General features: G+C 68.5%; 16 protein-coding genes, 1 tRNA gene and 2 pseudogenes. 8 read left to right on the top strand and 11 right to left on the bottom strand.

What is annotated here, in order from left to right; genetic code table 11:
* Positions 1-96: 96 nt before the first annotated feature.
* A complete protein-coding gene (locus tag ACFT7S_RS17910) occupies positions 97-1116 on the bottom strand; it encodes a LacI family DNA-binding transcriptional regulator (protein ID WP_382732644.1) in 1020 nt (339 codons plus the stop codon).
* 252 nt (positions 1117-1368) lie between these two features.
* Between ACFT7S_RS17910 and ACFT7S_RS17915 the strand changes: the two genes are divergently transcribed.
* From ACFT7S_RS17915 to ACFT7S_RS17925, 3 genes are read left to right on the top strand one after another with little or no spacing between them, the layout of a single operon-like run.
* On the top strand, positions 1369-2232 hold the full coding sequence (locus ACFT7S_RS17915) for an ABC transporter permease (protein WP_382732646.1): 864 nt from the start codon (positions 1369-1371) through the stop codon (positions 2230-2232).
* Between the two features lie 24 nt (positions 2233-2256).
* A complete protein-coding gene (locus ACFT7S_RS17920; protein ID WP_382732648.1) occupies positions 2257-3276 on the top strand; it encodes an ABC transporter substrate-binding protein in 1020 nt (339 codons plus the stop codon).
* Complete coding sequence (locus tag ACFT7S_RS17925; RefSeq protein WP_382732650.1) at positions 3273-4088, top strand: ABC transporter ATP-binding protein; 816 nt, start codon at positions 3273-3275, stop codon at positions 4086-4088. Before ACFT7S_RS17920 ends, ACFT7S_RS17925 begins: the two co-directional genes overlap by 4 nt.
* Positions 4089-4151: 63 nt before the next feature.
* Here ACFT7S_RS17925 and ACFT7S_RS17930 read toward each other — a convergent pair whose 3' ends face one another.
* Entirely contained in the window at positions 4152-4877 is a 726-nt protein-coding gene (locus tag ACFT7S_RS17930) for a TetR/AcrR family transcriptional regulator (protein ID WP_382732652.1), read from the bottom strand.
* A gap of 134 nt (positions 4878-5011) precedes the next feature.
* Between ACFT7S_RS17930 and ACFT7S_RS17935 the strand changes: the two genes are divergently transcribed.
* Positions 5012-5959, top strand: a complete 948-nt coding sequence (locus ACFT7S_RS17935; RefSeq protein ID WP_382732653.1) for an NAD-dependent epimerase/dehydratase family protein — start codon at positions 5012-5014, stop codon at positions 5957-5959.
* Positions 5960-6023: 64 nt separating this feature from the next.
* On the opposite strand, the gene ACFT7S_RS17940 is transcribed toward ACFT7S_RS17935, so the two are convergent.
* Together ACFT7S_RS17940 and ACFT7S_RS17945 are read right to left on the bottom strand one after the other, a co-directional pair.
* Entirely contained in the window at positions 6024-6881 is an 858-nt protein-coding gene (locus tag ACFT7S_RS17940; RefSeq protein WP_382732655.1) for a sugar phosphate isomerase/epimerase family protein, read from the bottom strand.
* Between the two features lie 30 nt (positions 6882-6911).
* The gene (locus ACFT7S_RS17945; protein ID WP_382732657.1) at positions 6912-10406 is read right to left on the bottom strand and encodes a ThuA domain-containing protein; all 3495 of its coding nucleotides are present in this window, start codon (positions 10404-10406) and stop codon (positions 6912-6914) included.
* A 230-nt stretch (positions 10407-10636) separates the two neighbouring features.
* Between ACFT7S_RS17945 and ACFT7S_RS17950 the strand changes: the two genes are divergently transcribed.
* Entirely contained in the window at positions 10637-10990 is a 354-nt protein-coding gene (locus ACFT7S_RS17950; protein WP_382732659.1) for an MmcQ/YjbR family DNA-binding protein, read from the top strand.
* A gap of 87 nt (positions 10991-11077) precedes the next feature.
* Here ACFT7S_RS17950 and ACFT7S_RS17955 read toward each other — a convergent pair whose 3' ends face one another.
* Positions 11078-11977, bottom strand: a complete 900-nt coding sequence (locus ACFT7S_RS17955; protein ID WP_382732661.1) for a transketolase family protein — start codon at positions 11975-11977, stop codon at positions 11078-11080.
* Positions 11978-12016: 39 nt separating this feature from the next.
* Positions 12017-12715: a transketolase gene (locus ACFT7S_RS17960; RefSeq protein ID WP_382732663.1), complete on the bottom strand. Its 699-nt coding sequence runs from the start codon at positions 12713-12715 to the stop codon at positions 12017-12019.
* A 128-nt stretch (positions 12716-12843) separates the two neighbouring features.
* On the opposite strand from ACFT7S_RS17960, the gene ACFT7S_RS17965 reads away from it, so the two are divergent.
* Positions 12844-12917 (top strand) — tRNA-Pro (locus ACFT7S_RS17965).
* A 126-nt stretch (positions 12918-13043) separates the two neighbouring features.
* Here the strand turns inward: ACFT7S_RS17965 and ACFT7S_RS17970 are convergent.
* The 3 genes and pseudogenes from ACFT7S_RS17970 to ACFT7S_RS17980 all read right to left on the bottom strand — a co-directional run.
* Positions 13044-13235: pseudogene (locus ACFT7S_RS17970) on the bottom strand (tyrosine-type recombinase/integrase); the annotation flags it as partial.
* A gap of 219 nt (positions 13236-13454) precedes the next feature.
* Positions 13455-14114: a pyridoxamine 5'-phosphate oxidase family protein gene (locus ACFT7S_RS17975; protein ID WP_382732665.1), complete on the bottom strand. Its 660-nt coding sequence runs from the start codon at positions 14112-14114 to the stop codon at positions 13455-13457.
* 36 nt (positions 14115-14150) lie between these two features.
* On the bottom strand, positions 14151-15239 hold the full coding sequence (locus ACFT7S_RS17980) for a globin domain-containing protein (protein ID WP_382732667.1): 1089 nt from the start codon (positions 15237-15239) through the stop codon (positions 14151-14153).
* Between the two features lie 1476 nt (positions 15240-16715).
* Between ACFT7S_RS17980 and ACFT7S_RS17985 the strand changes: the two are divergent.
* A pseudogene (locus ACFT7S_RS17985) lies at positions 16716-17051 on the top strand (MarR family winged helix-turn-helix transcriptional regulator); the annotation flags it as partial.
* 51 nt (positions 17052-17102) lie between these two features.
* On the opposite strand, the gene ACFT7S_RS17990 reads toward ACFT7S_RS17985, so the two are convergent.
* Positions 17103-17681, bottom strand: a complete 579-nt coding sequence (locus ACFT7S_RS17990; protein WP_382732669.1) for a suppressor of fused domain protein — start codon at positions 17679-17681, stop codon at positions 17103-17105.
* 104 nt (positions 17682-17785) lie between these two features.
* Between ACFT7S_RS17990 and ACFT7S_RS17995 the strand changes: the two genes are divergently transcribed.
* Entirely contained in the window at positions 17786-19231 is a 1446-nt protein-coding gene (locus ACFT7S_RS17995) for a glyceraldehyde-3-phosphate dehydrogenase (RefSeq protein WP_382732671.1), read from the top strand.
* A 166-nt stretch (positions 19232-19397) separates the two neighbouring features.
* Here ACFT7S_RS17995 and ACFT7S_RS18000 read toward each other — a convergent pair whose 3' ends face one another.
* Positions 19398-20117, bottom strand: coding sequence for a class F sortase (locus ACFT7S_RS18000; protein ID WP_382732673.1), 720 nt, complete (start codon positions 20115-20117; stop codon positions 19398-19400).
* Between the last annotated feature and the right edge of the window lie 328 nt (positions 20118-20445).

Genomic DNA, 20445 nt, shown 5'->3' on the forward strand with positions numbered 1-20445 from the left:
GCCACGCCGTGTCCTCAATCTCCCCCATTGCCCAAAGGGCATGGGGGGACCCACTCGACGGGCTTGATTTTCAGGCCCGTCCGTCCACCACCCCGCTCACACCGGCGGAGCCCCCGTACTGCCCCGCAGCACCACCTGACCCTCCATCCGCAGCACCCGCGACCGGCCCCCGCCCCCCGGCTCCCGCAGCACCAGCGCGACCGCGCTCTCGCCCATCGCGGTCAACGGCAACCGCACCGTGGTGAGCGGCGGTGACAACTCCCGTACCAGCGGTATGTCGTCGAAGCCCGCGAGCGACACGTCCTCCGGCACCCGCAGTCCCTCCTCGCGCAGTGCGGCCAGCGCACCGACCGCCATCACGTCGGTCACGGCGAAGACGCACGTCGGCAGGGGCGGCCCGGCCGCGAGCAGCCGGCGCGCCGCAAGGTAGCCGCCCTCCCGGGTGAACGCCCCTTCCACGACCCGGTCGATGAGCGCCCCCGTACCGGCGAGCCCTTCCCTGAATCCGGCCAGCCGGTCGGAGACCGTGGTCAGCGCGGGCGGTCCGGTGAGCACGGCGAACCTGCGGTGCCCCAGACCGGCCAGCGACCGGGCGAGGGCGGCGGCGCCGGCCCGGTTCTCCGGCTGCACGGTGTCCACCCGCAGACTGCGGTGCCGGCTGACGACCGCGACCCGTCCGCCGAGGCGTACGTACGGTTCCAGTTCGCCGTCCATGGCCCGCTCCCACGCCCGGTCCTGGAATCCGGAACCGATCAGCAGGATCGCGCGGGCCCGCTGAGCCCGCAGCATGGAGACATAGGCGATCTCCCGCGCCGGTTCCCGGAAGGTCGAGGCCAGCATCACCAGCAGGTCCTGCTCGGCGGCGGCGCGCATCACCCCGCTCGCGACGGCGGCGAAGTAGGGGTCACCGACGTCGTGGCAGATGACGCCCACCGTGCGGTTGCCGGCGGAGCCGGCCAGCGCCTGGGCGTGCGCGTTGGGGATGTACCCGAGCCGGTCGGCCGCCGCTCGCACCCGCTCGCGGAGATCGTCGCGGACCCGGGCGGTGCCGTTCAGAGCGCGCGAGGCGGTGGCGGCGGAGACCCCGGCCTCACGGGCCACGGCGTCGAGCGTCACATGGGCCGGTGCACGGGCGGGGCTCCGGAGTCTCGGTGCTGGGTGGATCGGTGCTTCCCGTTCACTCAACTCGACCCCCAGGGGCGCGGCGGTGGCAGGGCCCCGAAACTTCGGGACAACCTATTGACCGTGCGTGCAGACAGTCATTAGCGTGGCGACACCTTACCAGAAAGCGCTTTCTGAAAGCGCCTTCTCCGGACCGCAGCATCGCACAGCTCTCCACAACTGCCCGCGAAGTCCAGGGAGTTCACAGTGAGCCAGAGCGCATTGGTGAAAAGTCCCGCAGAGGTGGCGGGAGTTGCCCGAAGGGATGGGCCGTCTGCGGGGGAGCGGCTCGCCCGCGCGGCCGAACAGAGCTGGCGCCCCGTCGTCCTGCTGCTCGCCTGCTTCGCCCTCTGGTGGGCGATCGCCGCGGCCGAGCTGGTCGAGCCCTATCTCGTACCCTCGCCGGGCGCGACCTTCGATGTCCTCACCGGCAAGTCCGCCTATCTGTGGCAGCACAGCTGGGTGACCACGTACGAGACCCTGCTCGGCTTCGTCATCGCTGTCGCCGTCGGCGTCCTGGCGGCGGTCGTCATGGTGTATTCGTCCACGGTCGAGCGCACGCTCTACCCGATCCTGCTGTTCGCCCAGGTCGTTCCGAAGATCGCGATCGCCCCGCTGTTCGTCGTCTGGCTCGGCTTCGGGATCGCGCCGAAGATCCTGATCGCCGTCCTCATCGCCTTCTTCCCGGTGGTGATCTCGATGGTCACCGGCCTCAAGGCGGTCGACCCCGAGATGCTCCAGCTGTCGGCGACGATGGGCGCCAAGCCCTGGCAGACGTTCCTCAAGATCCGGTTCCCGGCCTCGCTGCCCCATCTCTTCTCCGGGCTCAAGGTCGCCGTGACGCTGGCGGTGACCGGGGCCGTCGTCGGAGAGTTCGTCGGCGCGAACGAGGGGCTCGGCTATGTGATCCTCCAGGCCAACGGAAACCTCGACACACCGATGCTCTTCGCGGGATTGCTCGTGATGTCGCTGATCGGTGTCGTCCTCTTCGTCCTCGTCGAGATCGCCGAAAAACTCCTGCTCCCGTGGCACGCCGGCCGCCGGGACGCGTCTGCCACGACCACGTTCTGACCTCGTCGCGAGAAGGGCCAGCCCATGCATGCGCGCAGACTCCTGATCGGTGCCGTACCCCTCGTTCTCCTGGCCACCGCCTGCGGCGGCAACGACCCGTCGACCACCACCAGCGATTCGGGCAAGAAGCTGGACAAGGTCACGCTCACGCTCAACTGGTATCCGTACGGCGAGCACGCGCCGTTCTACTACGGCAAGCAGCAGAAGATCTTCGAGAAGCACGGCATCGACGTGACGATCCAGGCGGGCCAGGGCTCGCAGAAGACGGTGCAGGCGACCGCCGCCGGGCAGACCGACTTCGGCTGGGCCGATACTCCCGCGCTGCTCGCCGGGGTCGACCAGGGCGTCAAGGTCAAGAGCCTCGGCGTCTTCCTCCAGACGACCCCGGCCTCGGTCCAGTCCTTCGAGGCCAAGGGCATCGCGTCGCCCGCGGACCTGAAGGGGAAGACGATCGCCGGGACCGCCGGGGACGCGCTCTCCAAGACGTTCCCGATCTTCCTGAAGAAGAACAACCTCAAGGAATCGGACGTCAAGGTCCAGAACACCGACCCGGCGGGCAAGATCGCGGCGGTCATCTCGGGGAAGACCGACGGCCTGCTCGGATACGCCAGTGACCAGGGGCCCACCATGCAGGACAAGGCGAAGAAGCCGGTCTCCTATCTGCGCTTCTCCGAGCACGGGCTGAACTTCTACTCCAACGGTCTGCTGGCCGGTGGGCGGCTTCTCGCCTCCAAGTCCGACCTGGCCGGGCGCATGGTGCAGGCCGTGAGCGAATCGTGGGCTGCCGCGGAGAAAGCCCCCGGTCCGGCGGTCGCGGCCATGGACGGGGCCTCGGAGCAACTGCCCCCGGAGGCGGTCCTGGCCGAGCAGTTCAAGACGACGCTCACGCTCCTGCACACCGCCTCGACGCAGGGCAAGGCACCCGGGTTCAACACCGAGGCGGACTGGCAGCAGACCATCGACGTCTTCGCCGAGGCCGGTCTGGTCGGCAAGCCCAAGGCCGTGGCGGACTACTGGGACGAGAAGACGGCGCTGAAGGGATGACGATGCCGAAGGAAGACGCGACACTCACCGCGGCTCCGGTCGCGGCCGCGGTGGGCCTGTCGGACGTGGCCGTCCGCTTCCGCAGCAAGAAACGGGACGTCACCGCACTGCAGGACGTCTCGCTCGATGTGCGGCCCGGCGAGTTCATCGCCATCGTCGGTCCGTCGGGCTGTGGCAAGTCGACCCTGCTCAAGCTCGTCGCCGGTCTCCTGAAGCCGTCGTCGGGCGAGGTCCGCCTTGGCGGCGAACGGGTCAACGGGCCGCGGCACGACATCGGTTACGTGTTCCAGCGCGCCGCCCTCCTGGAGTGGCGTTCCGCGCGGCGCAACATCCTGCTCCAGGCCGAGATGCGGAAGATGCCCGCGGCGCAGGCACGCGGGCGGGCCGACGAGCTGATCCGGATGACCGGCCTCGGCGGATTCGAGGACGCGTACCCCCACGAGCTGTCCGGCGGCATGCAGCAACGGGTGGCCCTGTGCCGGGCGTTGCTGCACGAGCCGCCGGTCCTGCTGATGGACGAGCCGTTCGGTGCGCTCGACGCCCTCACCCGCGAACAGATGAACATGGAGCTCAACCGGATCTGGCGGGAGACCGGCACCACGGTGCTGCTCGTCACGCACTCGATCTCGGAGGCGGTCTATCTGGCCGACCGCGTGGTGGTGATGAGCCCGCGTCCGGGCACGATCACCGAGCTCATCGAGGTGGGGCTGCCGCCGGAGCGCGCGTACGCGGAGACGCTCGGCCGGCCGGAGTTCCGTGACGCGACGGCCCGCATCCGGGGCCTGCTGGGGGCGGCTCCGGCGCACGGCTGACGGGGGTGGGGACGCGCGGCCCGTAGCCGCGCATCCCCGGTCCCGTACGGCCGCCACCCCTGCTCAGGCCAGGCCGAACGCGTCCGCCAGCATGTCCATCTGCGTGGCCAGCAGCGTCTCGCCGCGATGCCCCATACCCGCGAACTGACCGGCGGCTTCGAGGCCGACCGAGCCGTGCAGCTGCGTCCACGCGAGCACCGCCCCTGCCAGCGCCCGGGCGGAGGCTTCCGTGTCCCCGGCAGCGTCCGGTGCGTACCGGGCCACCCACTCGCCCACGGCCGCGTCCGCGCCGAGCCAGGCCGTCATCTGCTCCACCACGGGAGCGACCCCGGCTCCGGGCGTACCGTCGGCGAACACCGTCAGGAACGGGCCGAGCACCGCGCGGGCGCGTTCCAGCGTGTCGTCCGGGGCGGCATAGCCGGGGACCGGTGCGCCCTGGATCAGGAGATAGCGGTGCGGCTCGGCGACCGCCCACGCCCGATAGGCGTTCGCCAGTGAGTGCACCTGCTCGCGAGGGCTTTCCGACGCGTCCGCGGAGAGCGCCGTCGCGGCGGCCACTGCGGTCGCCGCGTCGTCGTAGGCGTCCCTGATCAGCGCGTTCAGCAGATCGTCGCGGCTTGCGAAATAGCGGTAGAGCGCCGGGCCGGAGAGGCCCATCTCCTTGGCGATCCGGGTCAGCGCGAGCCCCGCCACCCCGCCGTCGGCGAGCTGCCGAAGCGCCATCGCCTTGATCTCGGACCGGTTCTGCTCCCGGTACCGGGCACGGGGTCCTTGCTGGCTCCGGACCATCACGGCCCCTTTCGCTAGGCAAGCTCACTTCAGTTACGGAGTCTAACAGCGGATCTTGCGAGAGGGCATCGCAAGAGTTACTGTCTCTAACAGTTGCAAGAAGTCGTAGCCGAAGTGAATCCAAGGGGACCCCCATGACCGCCGTACGCAACCTTCAGACCGTGCTCGGCTCCGGACCCGCCGGTACCGCTCTCGCCCGCGAGCTCGCCGCCCGGGGCCACCAGGTCAGGCTCGTCGACCGCTCGGGCAACGGACCCGCGATCGAGGGCGTCAACCGGCTCGCCGCCGACGTCTCCACCCAGGACGGCGCCCGGACCGCGGTGGCCGGATCGGAGGTCATCTACCACTGCGTCAACGTCGGCTACCAAGTCGCGGTCGAGGTCATGCCGCGGATCCAGCAGGCCGTCCTCGCCGCCACCGAGGCGGTCGGCGCCCGGCTCGTCGTACTGGACACGCTCTACCCGTACGGCGAGACGCACGGCACGGTGATGACCGAGGACACCCCGTGGAACGCGACCACCCGCAAGGGCAGGATGCGTGCCGAGCTGGACACCCGCTATCTCGCCGCACACGCCGAAGGCCGACTGCGCGTCGTCCTGGGCCGCTCCGCCGACTTCGTCGGCCCCGGCGTCCTCAACTCGACGCTGGGCGGCGCAGTCTTCCCGGCCGCGCTGACCGGGGGAGAGGTCCCGGCGCTCGGCGACATCGATCTGGCGCACAGCTACACGTACATCGGGGATGTCGCCGCCGGACTCGCCACCCTCGGTGAGAACCCGGACGGCGACGGCCGGGTCTGGCACCTGCCCACCGCCCCCGCGCTCACCACCCGGGAGATCTTCACGATGATCGAGGAGCGCGTCGGCCGTCCCCTCGACCTCACGGTCGTCGCCGAACCGCGCCCGTTCGGCCCGTTCGACGAGGTCTTCATGACGGAGTACGCGGAGATGTTCTACCAGCACACCGAGCCGCAGATCATGGACTCCTCCGCCATCGAGAAGGCCTACGGGCTCGTCCCCAGCTCACCTGCCGCGACGCTGGACGCCACGCTCGCCTGGTACAAGGAGCTGCTCGCCGCCCACTGAGTACGGTCCGGCCCCGGGCGGCCAACCACCCCGCCCGGGGCCGGACCGACGCGCAAGACGCCGCTCAGTACCGCAGTCGCGACAGATACGTATAACTGGCGAGTGCCGAGGCGAACGGATCAGCCGGCGCGTCGTGCTCCACCAGCCACTGCTTCACCCCGCCCTGCCGAGCCGTGTCGAACATGGCAGGGAAGTCCAGCACCCCGGACCCGACATCGGCGAAACTCCCGTCGGGCGCCATGTCCTTCACATGCAGGGCCGGGAACCGGCCCGGATGCCGTACGAAGAGCTCACCCGGCGCCGAGGCTCCACCGTTGGCAGCCCAGTACAGATCCAGCTCGAAGCCGACCAGTTCCGGATCGGTCTCGTTGAGCAGGATGTCGTACAGGCTCACACCGTCCACGACCTGATGGTCGCTGCCGTGGTTGTGGAACAGCAGCTTCAGCCCGGATTCACGGGCGGCCAGCCCCACCCGGTTGAACTCCCTGGCCACTTCCCGGTATCCGGCCGGTGAGTGCAGCGGACCCGGCAGGCTGGGCACGACGATCCACCTCCCGCCGAGGGTGTGGACGTCCTCCAGCGCCTTCGGCAGCCCGGCCCCCCGCACCGTGTCGTACCCGACGTGTTCGAGGACCGCCTTGAGCCGGGCCTCGTCGAGCATCCGCCGGATGTCCGCCGCACTGTGACCGTGCCGCCCGCTCACCCCGACTGTTGCGTAACCGATGTCGGCGAGGCGCTCCAGCGTGCCCTTGAAGTCGACGGCCAGAGGCGTCCGCATCGTGTACAGATGCATCCCTATGCCCGACGGCGGGACCGGCCGGCACGGGCCGCCCCCCGAAGCGGAGGCCACTCCCGTGCCGAGGCCGACGGCCGCGGCGGCCCCCAGGGCCGTACTGAGGAACGCTCTTCGTGTGCCGTTCATATCTGTCCCTTCTCAGCTCACGCGGATGTCTCAACTCACGTCGATGCGTACGGAACCGGTGCTCGTGTCGCCCTTGTCGTCGGTCACCGTCAGATGCGCGGTGTACGCACCCGGGCGGCCGTAGGTGTGCGTGGCCGTCGCTCCCTCCGGGGCGGAGGGTTTGACGTTGTCCCCGAAGTCCCAGTGGTACGAGGCGATCGTGCGACCGGCCACGGGCTCGACCGCACCGCTCAGCGCCACCGTCAGGGGCGAGGCCCCGGTCGCCGGAGCAGCGGTGACCTCGACCGTCGTACCGGGCATCTTCTGGACTCCCGGGCCGTTGAAATGCAGCCAGTCGACGGCGAACAGGTCGGCCTTCTCGCTGCTCCATTCCGGGTTGGTGAACACCGCGTACAGCTTCACGCTGCCCCCGGGGTCCGCCAGCTCCGTCGTCGGGGAGACGACCTTCCCCCAGTCACCCGTGTGCGGAACGGTCACCTTGCCGAGGAGCGGGCCCGTCGGCGATCCGGACCGGAATTCGACGTTCCCGCCGATCCCGCCCGACGCCGCGCCGACCGTCACCGAGTCGATGCCCTTCAGATGCACCGGATCGAAACTGATCCAGTCACCGTCCTCGATCTCGGTCAGCCGCTTGCCGCCCGAGGCATCGGCCCTCGAACCGATCGCGGCACCGTCGTGCGCACCGCCGGTCGTCGTGAAGTGCTCCGCCTCCCGGAACGAGGTCCGCAGCGTCAGCGAGGTGGAACCGGTGAGGGCGGGAGCGCCTGGGGCGCCCTTGTCCGTGTACTGCGCCGTGATCCCGTAGTACAGATTCTGTCCCGGGCCATGGCTGTCCCCGGCATCCGTGACGATCTCGCCCGTGCAGCCGGTGTAGTTGTCCAGTGGATGCAGATGGGTGTCATGGCCGAGCTGCGACTGCACGACCACCCGCGAGCAGTCGATCGGCCCGCTCTTGCCGTCCTCCTTGTCGTTCACCTTCACCGTGAACGGGATGGTGTCGCCGAAGCTGAACATCCCGCCGTGCGGGGGCTTTTTGATCGTCACGACCGGACGGGTGTTGCCCACGGTGATGTCCTGCACTGCCAGCGCCGTCAGATCCCCCGGCCCGGTGACCGTCAGACGCGCCGTGAACACGCCCGTGGCGCGGTAGGTGTGGGACGGGTTCGCCTCGGTCGAGTCCGTGGTGCCGTTGCCGTCGAAGTCCCAGGCGTAGCTGACCTGCCGGCCGCCGGGAAGACCCGAACCGGCGCTGGAGAAGGCGACGGTGAGGGGCGCGGGACCGTTGTCCCGGTCCGTCGTGATCTTCGCGTCGGGGAGCCGGCCGTCACCGACATAGTCGATCCGGTAGATGCCCGACCCCTCGTTGCTCCCACCCCGGCCGGTACCGCTGCCGAGACCGAAGTCGATGACGTAGAGCGCGCCGTCGGGGCCGAAGTCGGCATCGAACGGCTGGTTCCACTTCATGTCCTCGAAGATGCCGTTGATCGACTGCACCTCACCCGCGGCAACCGGTGCGAACCGGGGATCGGTGAACGTCTGGTCCTTCTGCTGGATCGAGAACGTCTTGAACCACCGTCGGGTCAGCTCGTAGTTCAGCCACTTTCCCTCCATGTACTCCGGGAACTTGGTGCGATACGTGTTCGCCGGGTCGTAGTCGTAGACGGGACCGCTCATCGGCCCACCGCCCCCGGTCCCCAGCTCCGGGAACTGGGGGGAAGCGGAGTAGGCGTACCAGACCGTGGCCGGCTGGGCGGGCGGCAGTTCCCGCAGCCCGGTGTTGTTCGGGGAGTCGTTGACGAGCGCCCCGCAGTCGAATGTCGGCCCCGACGTCTTCGTGGCGAAGTCGTAGTCGTTGAACGGGGTGTTGTTGCCGATGCAGTACGGCCAGCCGAAGTTGCCCGCCTCGGTGATACGGGTGTACTCGACGGTGCCCTCGGGGCCCCGGTCCGCGACCGCCGAGCGGGCGTCCGGGCCGTAATCGGCGACCATGAGCGCGCCACTGGACGGGTCCGTGGTGATCCGGAACGGATTCCGCATCCCCATGGCGTAGATCTCGGGCCGGGTCTTCTCCGTGCCCGGCGCGAAGAGATTGCCTTCGGGGACGGTGTACGTGCCGTCGTCCTGCGGAGTGATCCGTAAAACCTTTCCCCGCAGGTCGTTCGTATTGCCGGACGTGCCCTGGGCGTCCCAGGCGCGACGGCCCTCGCCCTCGTCGATCGGTGCGAATCCGTCCGAGGCGAACGGGTCGGTGTTGTCCCCCGTCGCCGCGTACAGATGCCCGTCCTTGTCGAAGGCCAGCGACCCGGCCATATGGGAATTGGCCCGGCCCTCTCCCCGGAAGGTCGGAACGGTCAGCAGCCGTTTCTCGGAGGCGGGATCGACCGTATTGCCGGTGACGGTGAAGCGCGACAGATTCAGCCGCTTCTCCGTCTTGTCGGAATGCAGGAGATAGAGCCAGTGATTCTCCGCGAATCCCGGATCAAGGGTGAGGCCGAGCAGCCCGTCGGACTGGCTGGTCATCTCCGGGGTGTACGCGAGGTCCAGCGCCGTGGTCACCTTCATCGTCTGCTGGTCGATGACTTTCAGCTTCCCGGTGCGCTGCGCGAAGAACACACGGCGGTCGGGTGCCACGGCCAGCTCGAACGGGTCGGCGAGATCGCTGGTGACCAGCGGCGTCCGCTGGAAGGAGCCGGTGCGCGTCGCGGTGCAGTCACCGGGCTTCGCACCGGCGGCCCACTCGATTCCGCCCAGCAGATGCTTGACGAAGCCCTCTTCCTGGAAGGCCGACGACGCGTGTCCGCCCGCCGTGAACCAGGACCGGCCGCCGTCGTAGTTCTGGCACCAGGACCACGGATGGTCCACGCCCTCGTCCAGGCCGGTGACGCCGTCGCGCACCTTGATCTGCGCGAGGGTATGCACCTTGGAGGTCGGGTTGGAGCGCCAGTTGTACCACTCCTCGGTACGCTCCCAGAGCTCCGGAAGTCCCTTGGTGGAGGGGTGGGCATGGTCGAGCACCTTGACCCTGCCGGTCTGTACGGCCGGGTGCTGGTCGAAGATCGCGCCGACCAGACCCTCGTACCAGTCCCAGTCGCGCTCACTGGCGGACGCGGCGTGCAGACCGACCCAGCCGCCGCCCGCGCGGATGAACCGCTGGAGAGCGGCGCGCTCCTCGGCGGTCAGCAAGTCCCCCTTCTCGGGGCTGGAGTTGGTGTTGTTGAAGACGATGGCCTGGAAGCGCGAGAGATCGGCGTCGTTGAACACGGCCGAATCGACAGTCGCTTCGACCTCGAATCCGTTCTCGGCGCCGAGCTTCTTGATCGCTTCGATTCCGGCGGGAATCGAGTCGTGGGAGAAGTTCGTGACCTCCGAATAGACGAGGACACGGAAAGGCGCTGCCTGGGCCGGTGACGGAGAGGCCACCAGAAGACCGAGGAGCAGCGCCAATAAGGAGGTGAGGGCGACGGCGGGCGAGGGGAATCTTCGGACCGAGCCAACCGAGTCATGGGGGGACGGACGACTACTCATGGGCGCTCCCTGTGCGGTAGATGCCGACTGCGGGATTAAGAAAGCGCTTTCTGGAGTACGTCGTTCAGGGTAGGTTCCCGCCTTCCGCGGGGTCAATGGGTCGGTAGCGACCTCTGTGACGTGCCGACTTGATCGTCGTCCGGCGGCTCCCGGTGATTGTCGGTGCCGGGCGCTACGGTCGGATTCGACCCGCCTCGCATCCGTCGGGGCCACCGGATCGGAGACCGTGGATGACGACCACCGCCGCTGACGTGCGCACCATCGCCCTGTCCCTGCCCGGCGCGGCCGAGAAACTGGCCTGGGGGCAGCCCACGTTCCGGGTGGCCGGGAAGATCTTCGCCGGGCTCGGTGACGACGACACCACGATGGGGGTGAAGTGCCCCATCGAGGACCGGGCCGAGCTGATCGCCTCCGAGCCGGAGAAGTTCTTCACCCGCGAGGGCCACGACGACCACTACGCCTGGCTGCGCGTGCGTCTGGCCGCTCTCGAGGACACCGAGGAGCTGACGGCGATCCTCGCCGACTCCTGGCGCCAGGCGGCCCCACGCCAACTGCTCGACGCCCACCCGGAGTTGAGACCCTAACTCCGGAACCGGGATGGCGACCTGGGGGTGGGTCGGCGGGCCCCGCCCCACGCCCCGCCCCCACTCCCCACCCCTTCCCGCGGTCGCTCACCGCCGCACGAAGCCGCTGATCCGATCCCGCAGCCCCCGCGGGTCCAGCCCGTGCGCCACCAGGTGTTCGTCCATCTGCCCGTACCGGCGAAGCTCCGCCCGGCCCACACCGAGGCCGAGCACACGGTGGGGCAGTTCGGCGAGCGCGTCATTGGCCGCAGCCGTGGACGTGCCTGCCAGATAGGGCTCGACGATCACCACGTCCGCGCCCTCGGTGTCACCCACCGCCCGGCGCAGCCCGGCTGCGTCGAAGGGGCGCACGGTGGTCGCGTACAGCACCGTCACGTCCAGGCCCTCGGTCGCCGCGAGGACGTTGTCGAGCATCGGACCGACCGCGATCACGACACCGCCGCGCCCCTCGCGCACCGTCGCGAAACCGCCCCCGGCCACTGGGCGGCCCGCCCGGTTCGACTGGAGGGAGAGCCGGACGTACACCCGGTCGTCCCCGGTGGCCGCGAGCCGCAGCAGCGCCTCGGCCTCGTCGGGGTGGCCCGGCACGTGCACCGTCCAGCCGTCGAGTGTGTCGAGGAGCGCGACATCACCGGGCGACATATGGGTGAAGCCCCCGGCCGGCCAGTCGTACGAAGCCCCGGCGCTGACCAGGACCCCTCCGACCCCCTGATGCCCGAGGTCCAGCTTCACCTGCTCGAAGGGCCGCTCCACCAGGAAGCCGGCGAAGGTGTGCATGATCGGCCGCATCCCGGTCAGCGCCATCCCGGCGCCCGCGCCGATCAGCAGCTGCTCCCGGATGCCCACGTTGATCACCCGGTCCGGGTGGGTGCGCTCGGCCCGGCCGAAGCCGTCCCGGCTGATCTCGGCCAGTACGAGCGCCAGCCGGGGGTCCTCGTCGAGGAGCCGCGACGTGGTGGCGATGAAACGGTCACGCATGGTGTCCATGAGAACTCTTCCTCCGTCGTCCGGTGTCTGTCTTGCGCGCTACTTGGGGGCGACCGTGGCCACCACGGCCCGGGGCCGGCCGGGATGCGGCGCGGTGAAGGCCGCGTACAGCGCCTCGTGGTCCCGCCCGTCGACGGTGGCGGCGGACCACCCGGCGTTCTCGAACCGGGAGGCGATTCCACCGGGCCAGCCGTGGGTGGCCGAGGCGTTGTCGATCACGAGGGTGTGCAACTGCTCCAGCCCCGCCGGACCGGCGTAGGCGATCGCCTCGTGGTTGCTGCCCTCGTCCAGCTCGGCGTCCCCGATCAGCACCCAGACCCGCGGATCGGTGAGCCCCTGCGCCCGCAGTCCCAGCACGCTTCCCACGGCCAGCGGCAGCCCGTGCCCCAGGGACCCGCTGCCGATCTCGGCCCCGGGTACCAGCAGACGGTCCGGGTGGTGCCCGAGCGGCGAGTCGTACGAGCCGAAGCCCGGCAGCAGCGCCTCGTCGAAGAAGCCGTGTGCGGCCAGGACGGCGTAGTACGCCATCGGCCCGTGCCCCTTGGAGAGCAGGAACCGGTCCCGCTCCGGATCGTCGGCGGTGCCGGGTGTGACGCGCAGCACCCGGTCGTACAGCACCCAGAGGGCGTCCAGCGTGGAGGTGGCGGCGGGTCCGTGCTTCTCGTCGCCCGTCATAAGGCTCATCAGCCGGTTCAGCTCGCGGTACGTGCGCACCGGCGCGGCGGTCGTGTTCGTCATGTGGATCAGCGTTCAACATCAAGTGAGGTTGAGGTCAAGCGGGGAAAGGTGTTCGTGACCACCTGCTCAAGTGCGGTATTGTTCTCATGCGCGTTCGGCCCGGGGAAAACCCCAGGTCAGGCGAGCATCGGGACGTGGCGCAGCTTGGTAGCGCACTTGACTGGGGGTCAAGGGGTCGCAGGTTCAAATCCTGTCGTCCCGACTCGAGAGAGTCGCAGGTCAGGGCCAGTTTCAGGGAATCTGAAACTGGCCCTTGATCGTTCTTGGGGACCAACTGACATGAGAGCGCGGCGCCGGCAGCCGTGATCCGGCGGACGGTTGGGTGCAGGTAACGTTGCGTGGTCGTGAGTGAACCGTGCCCGGCGATCTTGCGCAGGACGTGCACCTTGACTCCGGCGTCGGCGAACCAGGTCAGGCCCGTGTGCCGGAGGTCGTGCCGGCGTAGGTGCTCGTACGCGAGCTTGGTCACGACCTCGCCGCAGTGGGTCGCGTCGCGGAGAACCGTTGTGGATGCGGCCACCTTGGGCGACAGCCTCCGTCGGCGACCTCAGGCGGTCCCTTCGGATCGGGCGTCCGCGCGACGCCGACCCGAAGAGGAAGCACTCACCTGCCAAGCCATCCGGCTGAGCCGGAGCCACGCGCTGGACGGGATCGGTGTCCCAGCGGTTGCGACGTCATGCTCTTGCGCCTCCCGCCTCGCACCTGCTGATGGTGAAGGTGTGTGCCGAGCGGCGGAGCGTCATTGCTGTTGTGCCACCTGGACCGTTGCAAGGTGGTCCCTGTTCGCGGAGGGCTTGGCCGGCGCTGTACCGAGCCCGGTGAAATAGTTCGAGTCCTTGGGGCGCGCGGCGTCATGGCTGGTGGAACGGGGAGCCGGTTCCAGATGGGGTATGTACTTGGAGCAGTGGATGTAAGCCTCTTCGACGCTCAGATGGACCCACATCTCAGGACTGCGCCCAGGTGCGATGTCGGTGGGCAGAGTGGGATGGAGGGAGCGTAGGTCGATGTCGCCGTAGAGCCGGGCCACGCCGTTGACGTGAAGTCCCACGTGGTGGTGGGTGAAGTCCACGAACAGCATGCCGAGGTGGGGGTTCTCCGTCATGTTGCCGACGCTGGCGAGTACACCGTTTCCGCGGAATTCGGGGTAGGTGAGCGTGCGGTCGTCCAGTACGTGGACGAATCCAGGCGGCCCCGCGCGGAAGCTCGCGTCGCATTCGCCGCGGGAGTCGGCGGTGGACAGGAAGACCATGCTCTGGCGGCCGATGAAGTCCCGCATCTCGGGTGTGAGGCAGGGGCGCACCTGCTGATCGTAGAACCGGGCGGCGCGCTCGGTGGTGCCCAACTGCTGCTGCAGTCGGTGTTCACCTGCTGATCCGAAGGGAGGCGGGGACAAGGTCACGGGGCGTTCTCCTGGCAGGACGGGCAAGCGCGTGGCTCAGGGCATGGACAGGACGGGAGTCTCGAACGGATCGTGATGGATGCGTTCGGGCGAGGTGCCGTTGCGGGTGAGCGTCGCACTGGCGGAGATGACCATCGGGGCCGGGCCACTGAGGTAGACGTCGTGCTGGTACCACGGTCCGTACTCGGCCAGAACCTCCGGCAGGGATCCCCGGATTCCGGGTGTGTACTCATCGGAGATCGCGCCCCTGATGGTCAGCCAGTGGTGCCGCTGGGCCATCCGGAGCATGTCGTCGACCCCGTACAGCTCGGCGCCCGTGCGGGCACCGAGGAACACGTCCACCTGGCTGCGCCCGCCGCGACGTGCGACCTCCTCGACGAGCGCGCGGATCGGAGCGAGGCCGGTGCCGCCGGCCACACAGAGCAGGTCTCTGAAGACGGCGGCGTCCAGCACCATGTCCCCCATCGCGGGACCCAGTTGGAGCACGTCGCCCACCGCAGATCGGTGCACCAGCGCGTTGCTGACCGAGCCGCCGGCTACTGCGCGCACGTGAAAGGTGAGCGTGCCGTCCTCACGAGGTGCGTTGGCGGGGGAGTAGTAGCGCCACCGCTTGGGCCACCAGGGCGTCTCGACACTGACGTACTGTCCGGCGGCATACTCGTAGGGCACGTGGGGACGTACGGTGATCTCGGCGATGCCGTGTCCGCGCGGGACGCGGTGCACCACGGTGGCGGGCCACACGGCGGGCCGTACCGCCTCGTCCTGCTCGGCAGCACTGATCATGACGTCGGCGACTACGCCATACGCCTTTGTCCAGGCGGCTGCGATGTCCGCAGTCCACGCAGGGCCGGCGTAGCGGGCCAGAGAGGCGAGGAGGCACTCGCCCACGGCCGGGAAGTGCGCGGCGAGGGTGCCGAACTTGCGGTGATCGCGGCCGAGGTGTCCACAGAAGCGAACCAGGTTCTCGGGGTCGTCGACCAGGTCCACGATGCGCAGCAGCGCGCGCAGCAGGCGGTCACGCTGGGCGTCCATCCCCGGCGGGAACATCGGACGGACCTCGGGATAGCGGGCGAAGAGGATCGCGTAGAAGTAGACCGTCATGTCTGCGGCAAGTGGTTCGACCACCGAGACAGAGGCGCGTATGAGCTCTATCTCGTGGGCCGACAAAGGCGCCTCGACGACCTCTGGCTCAACGGTATGTACGGCCGGGGTGGGCGCCTGGTCCACCGGAGAGGGGTGCGCGGATGCGCTGCTTGAGCGGTTGATCCGGAATCTCAAGGGACCAGCGCTCTTCCATCTGCTATTGGAGATGGCTTCCCTCCGGCGGACCGTGGGGCGTCATCGCTCATGAGGCAGGGCCCCCGGAGGGCGCTACGGATGGCGTCTTCATCGGATCATCCTCTCAGGAGAGCGGTGATCGGGGCATCGGAGGTGGCGATCATGGGTCCTCATGGTGGGGCGGAGCGTTGAACCGATCAAGCGGTTCCGGACGCTACATGACCGTGTAGGTGACTCAGAAGTAGCTAAGGGGTATGGCCGGCACGGATCTATTCCATTCCTGTCGGTATATCCGTTAAGCGCCAAGTGCTTCGCGACCGACCGTCGTTCTGGTCCCGGAGTCCGAGTCCAGCCGTATCGGGCGCACTCAGTGCATGGGTGGGACTTCGCCCGCCGCCCAACCATGTCAGCCAGAGATCTCGTCATGGCCGTCGGTTGAGCTCAGTCGCTTGGCGAGTTCGGTTACATCTCGCCGAGCGCGGTGCCTGCAGCTCGGTGAGGAAGTACCTGTCGGCGTTCTCGGTGATCGAGAGGCGTTCGCACCGGCGCTGTCGTCCGCAACGGCACGCGCGGCGCACCAGGAGGTGCGGACGATGACCGCATGGACATGCCCAGTGGGCGTCTGTCCCACTGGGCACCCCTTGGCGGTCTCTCGCTCTGTACGGGCGATGTCCTTCGGGAAGGGCCGGCAGACGCACAGCCTGTCCGACGTTGCCTGGAAGCGTCTTCGGGAGTTCGAGGCGTATGCCCGTGCGGCTTTCGACCACCATTGAGCCCGGATACGTCGCGGATCGTGCCCTGGTCGAGGCGGGGCGCCCGGGAGCGGATGTTTGTCCCGGTGACATGAGACCAGTGGTGGATGACGCGGTCCATCAAGGAGCGCAACTGTGAGCCCCGGGTGTAGAACGCCTCCGGCTGCTGGACGGCCGGAAGGTTGAGCTCGATGGAGCGCAGCAGTGTGGACATGTCGGGGCCGAGGGCGAGGAAGGACCGTACGTCCTGGTGAGCGTTGAGCCTGACGCGGTCCCCGATGCGCCGCAGCCGCTCCGGGGCGGTGCTCGCGGTGGCGCGCAGATCGCGTACGACCGGGCTGTCCCAGCTGATCGCCAGATGCAGCCAGGACATGAACGTCACCGCGACGTACTCCTCGCGGGCGAGGTTGACCATCTCGGTGCCGCGCCGGTCGAGCAGCGCAGGCAGACAGGCACGTGTCCGGACGGCGCGTGGCCGAATTCATGCCACAGCGAGGCACGGTGCGCAGCCTGTGCGGCACCAGGGGCAGGCGTAGCCGGGGCCGGGCAGGCGCATGCCTCTGATCGCGGGCACTACGCCGTGCTCGCCTCACTGCAGGATTTCGGGCCCGGCAGTCAAGTGACGCTGAACCGGCGCACCGGCGTCTACCGCAGCGACATGGTCGGCGTGCTCAACGAACTGGCCGAGCGCGACCTCGTCGAGCGGGCGCCGGATCCCGACGACCGGCGCCGCAACATCATCACGATCTCCGCCCGGGGCCGCCGTCACCTACGTCGCCTCGACACGGTCCTGGAAGCCCTCCACGACGAACTGCTCGCGCCGCTGAGTCCGGCCGAACGTGACCAGTTCGTGCAGTTGCTCACCCGCTTGCTGGACCGCCACGCCGGACCTCCTGACCGCGCGTAGTGCAAGGCTCGGAGTCGGCTCCGGGCGGCTGAGGGGGATGTCGGTGAGAATTCAGGCAACCGAGGCCCGGAAAGGATCAGTGGGAATGATCTCTGCCTCGTCGAAGAGCTGCTCCAGTGCCTCATGACCCCGGCGCCTGCGGAACTCGATCTCGGCGGCCGTCACGGGCAGGGTCCAGAGGATGCGGACGTGCCCCTCAGGCAGCGGACAGTGTTCCAGATCGGGTCCGTGGAGATAAGGCAGGCTGATCAGCAGGTGGTCACAGCCTGAACCCGGCACCCATGGTTCACCGATCGGCATGCTGTGCTCCAGGTCGAGCTGATGCCCTCCGCAGTGGTAGTAGGCGATCATGGCCATGAGCTCGATGAACCGCTGGTCGCGGACATGGGCGGTCATGACGAACTCGAGCCCACGGCCGTCCTTCTCCGTCGCGGCCCAGCACCCGGCGGTCACATAGGCCCAGCTGTCGCTGCGGGGACCAGGTCCCACAACGAGAACGCGCAGGTCGGCCACGACCTGTCGTCGTTCCGGCCCGAGGTCGTGATCGACGACCTCCACGGAATGCCCCTCGAAGAACGCCCGGACATGTGACTCAACGGCCTCTGCAGCCAGCAGCCTCGCATCACTCACCGCGCGATCATCCCAGACCGCATCCCGCTCGGGTGGCACCGATTGAATGATCAAAGTGGCGGCGGGTTAGCATATGAGCGCCGCCTAGCTCGAAAGATAAACCTGTGACTGTCAATGACGACTCGTTCACCAACTGGAAGATCCGCGAAGAGATCGCGGAGTCGATGATCCCCGTCATCGGGAAGCTGCACCGCGAGCAGGACGTCACGGTCCTGCTTCACAGCCGCTCCCTGGTGAACAAGTCGGTGGTCAGCATCCTCAAGACCCACCGGTTCGCCCGCCAGATCGACGGTGAGGAGCTCTCGGTCACCGAGACGCTGCCGTTCCTTCAGGCCCTCACCGCGCTGGATCTCGGTCCTTCGCAGATCGACATCGGCATGCTCGCCGTGACGTACAAGGCCGACGACCGCGGTCTCTCGGTCGCGGAGTTCACCGCGGAGGCCGTCGCCGGCGCCACGGGTCTCAACAAGGTCGAGCGCCGTGAGGGGCGCGACGTCGTCCTCTACGGCTTCGGTCGCATCGGCCGTCTCGTCGCCCGGCTGCTCATCGAGAAGTCCGGTTCCGGAAACGGTCTGCGGCTGCGTGCCATCGTCGTCCGCCAGGGCGGCGAGCAGGACATCGTCAAGCGCGCTTCGCTCCTGCGCCGCGACTCGATCCACGGTCAGTTCCAGGGCACGATCACCGTTGACGAGGCGAGCAGCACGATCATCGCCAACGGCAACGAGATCAAGGTGATCTACGCCAACGACCCGTCGGAGGTCGACTACACGGCGTACGGCATCAAGGACGCCATCCTGATCGACAACACCGGCAAGTGGCGTGACCGCGAGGGCCTGTCGAAGCATCTGCGTCCCGGGATCGACAAGGTCGTCCTGACCGCTCCGGGCAAGGGCGACGTCCCCAACATCGTCCACGGTGTCAACCACGACACGATCAAGCCGGACGAGCAGATCCTGTCCTGCGCGTCGTGCACCACCAACGCGATCGTTCCGCCGCTGAAGGCGATGGCGGAGGAGTACGGCGTCCTTCGCGGTCACGTGGAGACGGTCCACTCGTTCACCAACGACCAGAACCTGCTGGACAATTACCACAGCTCCGACCGCCGTGGACGTTCGGCGCCGCTCAACATGGTCATCACCGAGACTGGTGCCGCAGCCGCCGTGGCCAAGGCGCTGCCCGACCTCGACGCGCGGATCACCGGCAGCTCGATCCGAGTCCCGGTGCCGGACGTCTCGATCGCGATCCTGAGTCTGCGGCTCGGCCGCGAGACGACCCGCGAGGAGGTCCTCGACTACCTCCGTAACGTGTCGCTGACCTCGCCGCTGAAGCGCCAGATCGACTTCACCACCGCTCCCGACGCGGTCTCGAGCGACTTCATCGGTTCGCGCCACGCCTCGATCGTCGACGCAGGGGCCACCAAGGTCGAGGGCGACGACGCGATCCTCTACCTCTGGTACGACAACGAGTTCGGCTACTCCTGCCAGGTCATCCGGGTCGTCCAGCACGTCTCCGGGGTGGAGTACCCGACCTTCCCGGTCCCGGTGGTCTGACCTCGGCGGACTGTCCGGTCCGGTGTCCGGCAGGCGGGCCACCGCCCGAGCTGTCCGCCCTGTTGCGGAGAGTGCCGTGGTTGGTGGACCTACTCATAGCCGCAGATCAAAAGCCCTGCCTCACTTCGGTGAGGCAGGGCTTTTGATCGTTTTCTCGGCCAGTGGTTCAGGCGACGCGCTTGGCGGAGTCGAGGTGGGCGAACACCACCACGTTGTCCTTGTAATCCTTCGCCTCCTTGTCGTACTTGCCTCCGCAGGTGATCAGACGCAGCTGCGGGGAGGGAGTGTCGGCGTAAACCCGCTCGTTGGGGAAGCGTGCCTTGCTGAAGGTTTCGACGGAGTCGACCTTGAACCTGGCGACGATGCCGTCTTCACGGGTGATGTCGACCATGTTTCCGGGCTTGAGTGCCCCGAGCAGCAGGAATACGGCCGGGCCGGTCTTGGTGTCGAGGTGACCTGCCACCACTGAGGTGCCGCGCTCTCCGGGTGTGGCACCCCCCTGGAACCAGCCGACCAGATTCGCGTCGTCTGCGGGTGGTGCGTTCAGCTGCCCGGATGGCCCGATGGACAACTGTGTGAAGGGCGCGTTGACGGCGATCTCCGCGATCGAGAGTCGCTTCGGGGCCGAACGGGGCAGCGCAGGATCGGCAGCGGAGGCGGAGGGCCTTGGTGCGGCGGAGGCGGAGGGTGCGGCGGAAACAGAGGCACGGGGGGTGGCGGGCGCGGAAACAACGGGAGCGAGCGGCTTGTCTTCTGACGGGCTGCTGGTGCCGAGGGAGTTGTACACAAGGAGGAATCCCAGCGCTACCGCCGCAGCAGGCCACAGCATGGCACGGCCGAGGGGGCGGGGGGCGGGGGCTGTACCGGGCGGCTGCTGGGCGGCCATGCAAGCGTGCCTTTCGCGTGCGGGAGCGTCAGTGGGGCGTGGGCGGACGACGGCAACAGGCTGAGGTGCGAAGAGAGGAATCGCCCGCGGCCACCGCCCGGGAGGGACGGCGGCCGCGACAGGTAACGAGGTACTAGTGGTTCAGCCGCATCAGACCGCCGCGGTGCCCGGCGCGCTGCGGCGGCGCAGGCGGTACGTTCCTGCGCCGAGCCCAACGAGCATCAGCGCCGAGCCGGCAGCCACGCCGCTGCCGGACAGAGCCATGCCGCCGCCGCCGGTGTGGACGCCGCCCTTCGGCTTGTCCTTGGTCCAGGATTCGGGCTTCTCG

Origin of the sequence: Streptomyces sp. NPDC057136 (assembly GCF_042670885.1) — a bacterium.
Taxonomy (GTDB): Bacteria; Actinomycetota; Actinomycetes; order Streptomycetales; family Streptomycetaceae; genus Streptomyces.

Bases quoted from the DNA above. Each gene is read 5' to 3' on its own strand.
- ACFT7S_RS17920 (WP_382732648.1), top strand. From the start codon at position 2,257: ATGCATGCGCGCAGACTCCTGATCGGTGCCGTACCCCTCGTTCTCCTG.
- ACFT7S_RS18000 (WP_382732673.1), bottom strand. From the start codon at position 20,117: ATGGCCGCCCAGCAGCCGCCCGGTACAGCCCCCGCCCCCCGCCCCCTC.
- ACFT7S_RS17935 (WP_382732653.1), top strand. From the start codon at position 5,012: ATGACCGCCGTACGCAACCTTCAGACCGTGCTCGGCTCCGGACCCGCC.
- ACFT7S_RS17960 (WP_382732663.1), bottom strand. From the start codon at position 12,715: ATGACGAACACGACCGCCGCGCCGGTGCGCACGTACCGCGAGCTGAAC.
- ACFT7S_RS17945 (WP_382732657.1), bottom strand. From the start codon at position 10,406: ATGAGTAGTCGTCCGTCCCCCCATGACTCGGTTGGCTCGGTCCGAAGA.
- ACFT7S_RS17950 (WP_382732659.1), top strand. From the start codon at position 10,637: ATGACGACCACCGCCGCTGACGTGCGCACCATCGCCCTGTCCCTGCCC.
- ACFT7S_RS17930 (WP_382732652.1), bottom strand. From the start codon at position 4,877: ATGGTCCGGAGCCAGCAAGGACCCCGTGCCCGGTACCGGGAGCAGAAC.
- ACFT7S_RS17925 (WP_382732650.1), top strand. From the start codon at position 3,273: ATGACGATGCCGAAGGAAGACGCGACACTCACCGCGGCTCCGGTCGCG.
- ACFT7S_RS17940 (WP_382732655.1), bottom strand. From the start codon at position 6,881: ATGAACGGCACACGAAGAGCGTTCCTCAGTACGGCCCTGGGGGCCGCC.
- ACFT7S_RS17955 (WP_382732661.1), bottom strand. From the start codon at position 11,977: ATGGACACCATGCGTGACCGTTTCATCGCCACCACGTCGCGGCTCCTC.